Source organism: Paenibacillus sp. EB106-06-01-XG199 (assembly GCF_058791575.1).
Genome location: NZ_JBYTDQ010000027.1, coordinates 1 through 6,302, shown reverse-complemented (window position 1 = coordinate 6,302; position 6,302 = coordinate 1). Strand labels below are relative to the sequence as shown.

7 protein-coding genes are annotated in these 6,302 nt (G+C 39.0%); all 7 read left to right on the top strand.

All coding sequences use genetic code 11. The annotated features are described in order from the left end of the window. Positions 1-505 (top strand): RHS repeat-associated core domain-containing protein (locus AC3WT9_RS34515; protein ID WP_492408966.1); only part of this gene is annotated, 505 nt, incomplete at its 5' end. Between the two features lie 518 nt (positions 506-1,023). After that, on the top strand, positions 1,024-1,455 hold the full coding sequence (locus AC3WT9_RS34510; protein WP_492408964.1) for a hypothetical protein: 432 nt from the start codon (positions 1,024-1,026) through the stop codon (positions 1,453-1,455). Between the two features lie 1,141 nt (positions 1,456-2,596). Further along, positions 2,597-3,088 carry a hypothetical protein gene (locus AC3WT9_RS34505; RefSeq protein WP_492408962.1) on the top strand — a complete coding sequence of 164 codons (492 nt, stop codon included), beginning with the start codon at positions 2,597-2,599 and terminating at the stop codon, positions 3,086-3,088. A gap of 105 nt (positions 3,089-3,193) precedes the next feature. Next, positions 3,194-3,655, top strand: a complete 462-nt coding sequence (locus tag AC3WT9_RS34500) for a hypothetical protein (RefSeq protein ID WP_492408960.1) — start codon at positions 3,194-3,196, stop codon at positions 3,653-3,655. Positions 3,656-4,253: 598 nt separating this feature from the next. Beyond that, a complete protein-coding gene (locus AC3WT9_RS34495; RefSeq protein WP_492408959.1) occupies positions 4,254-5,765 on the top strand; it encodes an RHS repeat-associated core domain-containing protein in 1,512 nt (503 codons plus the stop codon). Position 5,766: 1 nt separating this feature from the next. Next, positions 5,767-6,057, top strand: a complete 291-nt coding sequence (locus AC3WT9_RS34490; RefSeq protein WP_438498515.1) for a hypothetical protein — start codon at positions 5,767-5,769, stop codon at positions 6,055-6,057. A gap of 19 nt (positions 6,058-6,076) precedes the next feature. After that, a partial coding sequence (locus AC3WT9_RS34485) for a hypothetical protein (protein WP_492408958.1) occupies positions 6,077-6,302 on the top strand: 226 nt, incomplete at its 3' end.

Here is a 6,302-nt window from a genome sequence, read left to right as displayed (position 1 = left end):
CAATACCAGCGGAACACCGGTCAACACCTACAGCTATGACGAATGGGGGAATATCACCAGCCAGACGGAAGGGATACAGAACTCCTTTAAATATGCTGGTGAGATTTACGACGAAGAAACGGGCCTTTACTATCTGCGTGCACGGTATTATGATCCGAGTATCGGGCGGTTTTTAAATGAGGATACGTATGAGGGGCAGATTGATAATCCGCTGAGCCAGAATTTGTATACGTATGTGCATAATAATCCTTTACTTTATACTGATCCCACAGGTAATTGTATCTGGGACGCGTGTGTAGCTGAATCCATTAGTGTAGTAATATTCATAGGTGGAGCTGTAGTTGCAACAATTGGGGCTGGAATTACAACAGGAGTTGCTATGGATAAAGCAGGTATTAACATTTTTGACACTTATGATCAGGGTGTTACAGTTATTCAGCAGCCTGGCCAGCAGCAAAGCGTTATTGTACTTCAACAGCCATGGTTTCAGGAAGGCAAACGATAATACAACAACCTAAAATTAATGTAATAACACAAGAACAATTTGATATTTTACCCTTTGATTTTCAGCAGCGGATATTCAATTCAGGGACATTAATTTTTGATGTTGGATCATTTGAGAAAAGTATTGTTAACCTGTCACCAAGCGAAAGAGTGGCTAGTGTCCGGGCAACTGCGGCTACCATGGCAACAATTATGGTTTTAAAAAGGACTCAAGGTTATCCAAATTAAATGGTAGAGATGTTTACATTGATCCTGCAACAGGGAGCCTATATTCTGTTGACACACAACACGGTAGATTTGAGGTTACTAATAGTCGTGGTATACATCAAGGTGAAGTTAATTTTGATCTAAAATCGACTAAGCCAGCTGACAAATCTGGTAAACATAATATAAGAACCAATTAAGGAGGGTTTTAATGAATAATATGATTAAAGAGTATATAGATAAGTATTTAGTGGAGAAAAAAATATTCAGGAATATTTAAATAAATGCAGAAGTGAAGGTTTAATTCCGAACAAAGTGCTTGAGTTCATTAAGAAAAATGGATTTGATTATACTCAAGTAAATGTAGGAGAAGTTTGGCCAGCTACTGAATGGTTGCTAGATTTTGGAGATATTAAAGAAGACGACTTTGAGATTAGCTATAAATGCCGACTGATGGTTTCTAAGCTTGTCCCTCTTTATTACTTGCAACATGAATATGAGACAAAGAATTTGGATGAAAATGCGGTTAGCCCAATTCTAGATGGATTTGATACCCAGCCATATACTAGAGTTCAAGCAGAGTTTGAAGATATCGTTAATAGTATCTACAATCCCCTGGGCTACATGCGACTCTCATATGGAGAGCTGTCATATGTAATTTGTGGTTTAGAAAAAAACACTGATATCTTTGGTTCGCAAGTAACTATTGAATCAATATTTTTTAGGGATTTTCTAGAATTATGTTAATTTCTGAAAATATTTTCTGGAATCAATATCCCTCTGGTGCATCAGGAAAGAGCTCAAATGCAATTTTGTTAAAGGAAAGAGTGTCGAGAAATACTGTGCAGGGGGATACAGAAGAATCGTAAAACAATGCTAAACATTAGGACAATCGAACAGCCTGACGGGATAAGAGCTCTTGACCATTCGCGGGGCAATTCTCATAATCGCTAAGCAGCGGAAGGTCGTGAAGGACAAGCGCGCAAGCAACTTCGTAAACCTTAGAGCACTTGAATGCTGCCATTATGGTAGGTTCAGGTGCTTTTTTTCACTTGTGGAGATTAGTCTATAAGTCGGAAGTCGGTATTTTACTATTATGATTAGAGTGAAAAAAAAGATCAAAATGAAGCAAAAAAATAGACATAAATTTTGTTATAAATTGTGTTGTTTTGACAAAAAAATAAAGAGATGGATTCCTGTAAATTCAAGCTTAGTGTAATTGAGGCACCAGAGTCAATTGAGTTAATAGTTACAGAAATTAGACAAGGAGATTTTCAGGAACTACTTAATAACAGATTGAATAATTTCCTCGAAAAGGGAGTTAAAGTTCTAACGGAGGAAAAATACAATAACATGGTTGAAGAACAGTTTTCGAGAAATCAATGGGTATTTGAAAAAAATAATATATTCTAAGATGACAAAAGTTATAATCTTAATCACATGGAATAAGAAGAGCCATGTGGTTTTTTCGTTCTGATAATTCCGTATCAATTAACCTGAAATTATTGTAGTCATCTTCTTTTCAAGATTTGATATGTAAAACCTATAATGAACCGAGTCAGCTTGTCGGACCGACGCTTCCTCGCAGAATGAAAGCATGCTGTACAACAGCCTAGGACTGTTTTCGAGTAAGAGCGACCGGAATAGGACTGTGTCGAATTACCAGTATGACGAGCACAATCAGCTCATCAATGCATCCCTTTGCGTGACTATCGGGGGCACTCCGCAGACACAGAAGACTCTCAGTTGATTTGCAGAAACTGTCAGATCAAGAATATGAAGCGGCAAAAAATAGGATAACACAGCTCGATAACGATGGATTTGCTGCAGATCAATAAAGTTTGTGATGAGGATTGAATTTGTTCATACAAGGAGAGATGTGGAGTTTATGCATAATTATTCTATAAAAAAAATTGGGATTGGGATATTATTTCTTGCTTTCTTAACGTTAATACTATCAAGCTGTCAAAAGGAGAAATCTTTAAGTGATCAAATTATGCGCATCATAGACGACAAATGCAATTTGGGTGAGATTTGTGATATTTCACTTAACGAAATTACTACATTTAAATGGGATAAGGTGGTTGCTTTTCAGGTGGGAAGTTCAAGTAAGGAAATTAGTAATGCTTTAGGTGTTAAATATGAAGGTTCAACTGATTTAATGAGCGGATTTATTTTTGTGTTAGATAACAAAATAGTTTATGAAGAGATGATCCCATATCAAACAGAACGCCCTACTAACTTACAAATTTTTATAGATAAAAAAGCTAATGAACCCAACAACGTAGTTCTGAGCTTCGATGATGCTATATTAAAAGGGAATAAGGGACGATTGGACGATGTTACTTATTATTCTATTAGTGTAAATAATCAACAATAAAGAAAAGCCACATGTGATATAATCCATGTGGTTTTTTCTTGTGAAAATACATTTTGACACTCTTAGTAAGGCATTACACAATCAAGCTTTTGAGACATACTAGGTATGGCGGTGAATGAAATGATAGGATTACAATTTATACCAGACACGTTTCACATGGAGTACAAATCGGTAGCAGAAGCAATCGGAGTTTCTAAACAAACATTTCAAGACTTGATCAAAGAAAGACGTAAGATACCTGAGCCACGTCTGGAGCAATTGTCCGAGTTATTTGTGATCGACGATAAAACTTTGTTCCAGAAGGAGTTGCTTCCATCCGAAAAATCGGAAATTCTGATGGTTTACTTAACCAAAACAGATGAGCATGAGAAAATTGAGGTCACAAACGTTGATGATGAAGGAAACGAATACACTACAACGCAGCACTATTCACCGCATTTTAACCTTCTTGAGTATGGTCAAGCGGGACAGAAAAGAGTAAAACTAATTGAACAGATAAGCGCCTTGCTGAACGCTGATCTACCTTTTGGAAGATGTAGTTACGGTAATGCAAGGTCAGAATCGTAGTAAAAGCACAGCGGTGAAAATAAACTTATATTATCTCGTCCACCGAGATAATGAGTGGAGAATACATCCTGATTAAGCGAAATACGAACACAAACAGTTCTTTGAGAAACAATGAGTACAGATGTCCCCGTGAAACACGGCAGGGGTGCAGGATTACATCCATTCGCACAATCACTACTTGCCTCATTAATTTCTACAAAACTTGACACCGGCAGCGGTGGTATAACCGTCAGGCTTTGCTCTGATCCACAAGCGAGTAATGAAGGGAACTTTGTTCCCCTACCGCCTTGGGATTTGTCCTCCCCTCTTCCACGAGTTGCGTACCGACTTTGTTATTATTTTTTACACCTTAATGATATCAAATTCTCTGTCTTGACATCGTGTAGCACCATATCTGCATTTGGTCTAATAATTGATCGTCTACTAATTTGGTATTACCAATGGCAGCGCGTCCCTAAGCAAAGCCGCATCCGACAATGTACAGTATAGCTACTATGCAAATGGCCGAGTCAAGACAATTACTTATCCGCCGTTGACGGATGGAAGTATCTTAAAAACAGAGTACACGTACAACAAAGCACTCGGTTGGGTAGAGAGCATGAAAAATACAAAGGGTAGCTCGGTGCTTTCGGGATACACCTACAGCTATGATCATAATGGGAATATTACAGCGGTAACTGAAGTCCTCAATAATGGAGCAGCAAAAACGACAAGTTACGGATACGATGCTTTAAATCGTCTACTGTCAATCAAACGGCCGAATGGTCAAAGTACGCAGTACACGTATGATGTGCGTGGCAATCGTCTAACCTCAAGCGAGAGCGTCAGCTCCAGTGTGGATCTGAGCGATACAAGCTACACCTATGATTTACAAAACACCTTGACCGGATTGACCAAAAATGGGAATACGACCATCTTCACCTACTATGCGGATGGCCTTCGGTATTTGAAGAGCACTGGAACGACCCATACTCAGGTCAATTATGATTTTAGTGGCCAAGTTATCGCAGAGGAGAAATTAAGCGGGAGCACTGTAATACAGAAGTCCTCTTTTGTCCGTGGAGACCGGGTATTGGTGAAAAAGGACAAGACGGCAGCAAAGGATTACTACTATTTGTACAACGGTCATGGCGATGTGGTGCAAATCGTCAATACCAGCGGAACACCGGTCAACACCTACAGCTATGACGAATGGGGGAATATCACCAGCCAGACGGAAGGGATACAGAACTCCTTTAAATATGCTGGTGAGATTTACGACGAAGAAACGGGACTTTACTATCTGCGTGCACGGTATTATGATCCGAGTATCGGGCGGTTCTTAAATGAGGATACGTACGAAGGGCAGATTGATAATCCGCTGAGTTTGAATTTATATACGTATGTAAGTAATAATCCTTTGATTTATACTGATCCGACGGGACATCGTATTGCTGAGGATAATTATTGGAGCAAAGCAGACCAAAAGTTGATTAAACAGTATACGGCTGAATTTAATAAAGCTAAAGCAGCAGGTAATACTGCTGCTATGCAAGCCGCACACGATAAAGCAATTGCAATAAGAGTAGCAAACGGTGCTGAAGTTATTGCAAGAACTGACTATTCAACTGGTAAAACTACATCCATACGCACACAAAACGGAGGAGATCATGAGGACTATCTTTCACAAGCCCTTGCTGTTCCTGCCCTAGCCGCTGCAATATTTTACGCACCTATTATAGCGCCCACAGCACTAGCCGTTTCGGATGTTGCAACAATGGGAACAACAATTTCAACAGGGACAGTTATAGCAGCTCAAGCAGTAAATACGGGGTCCAAAATGGTCAATTTGTACAGGTCAATGAGTGATGCCGAAGTGGCTTCTATTGCTAATTTAAAAGCATTTGATGCTGGAGTCAATATGGAGGGGAAATGGTTTGCCACCACACTTAAGGATGCAAAAGAGTGGTCGAAGATGCCTGGTAATTCAAAAATTGTATCTGTAACTGTTAATGAAAGTATCTTAAATGGAGCGTTTTACAAGCCCATGCTTGATGGTATTGGTCCTGCATATTATTTTGAGCTAGAAGCTCTAAACGCTGGTTTTGGAAAGGTGACATTGGTGAAATAACATGGATAATAAGGTTATAGCTAGGATTAACTGGGTTCCGACAGAAGAAGGTGGAAAAAAGAGGTTTCCTTTGACGAAATATTCAACAGCTGCGCATTTCCAGGCTGACATGGAAGGACAGGATTGGAGTGTTGTACTGAGTATTATTTCAAACCATGATAATTATGAAACACTTTGTAGTATAAAATTTTTGTTTCCTGAAAAAGCACCCAGAAATTTGCTTGTCGTAGGAAGCAAATTTGTACTTTATGAATTTGGAAAAGTTGCAGATGGAGAAATAATTGAATCATAAGGGAGATATTACATGCCACATGGACTTACTAGCTCCATGTGGTTTTTTTATGAAAAAACATTTGACAACGAGCCGAGTAGATTATATTGGAATCTGTCTTGTGGTAGTGTTATCAACGGTCCCCTCAGTTGCCCTATTTCAAAGTGTCAGTACTCATGGTTGGACAAATCAAACGAAGCCGTTGACCGGAGATCAGTTTAATAATCCGGCAATCAAACAGCATTATACAACCACCTACCAGTATG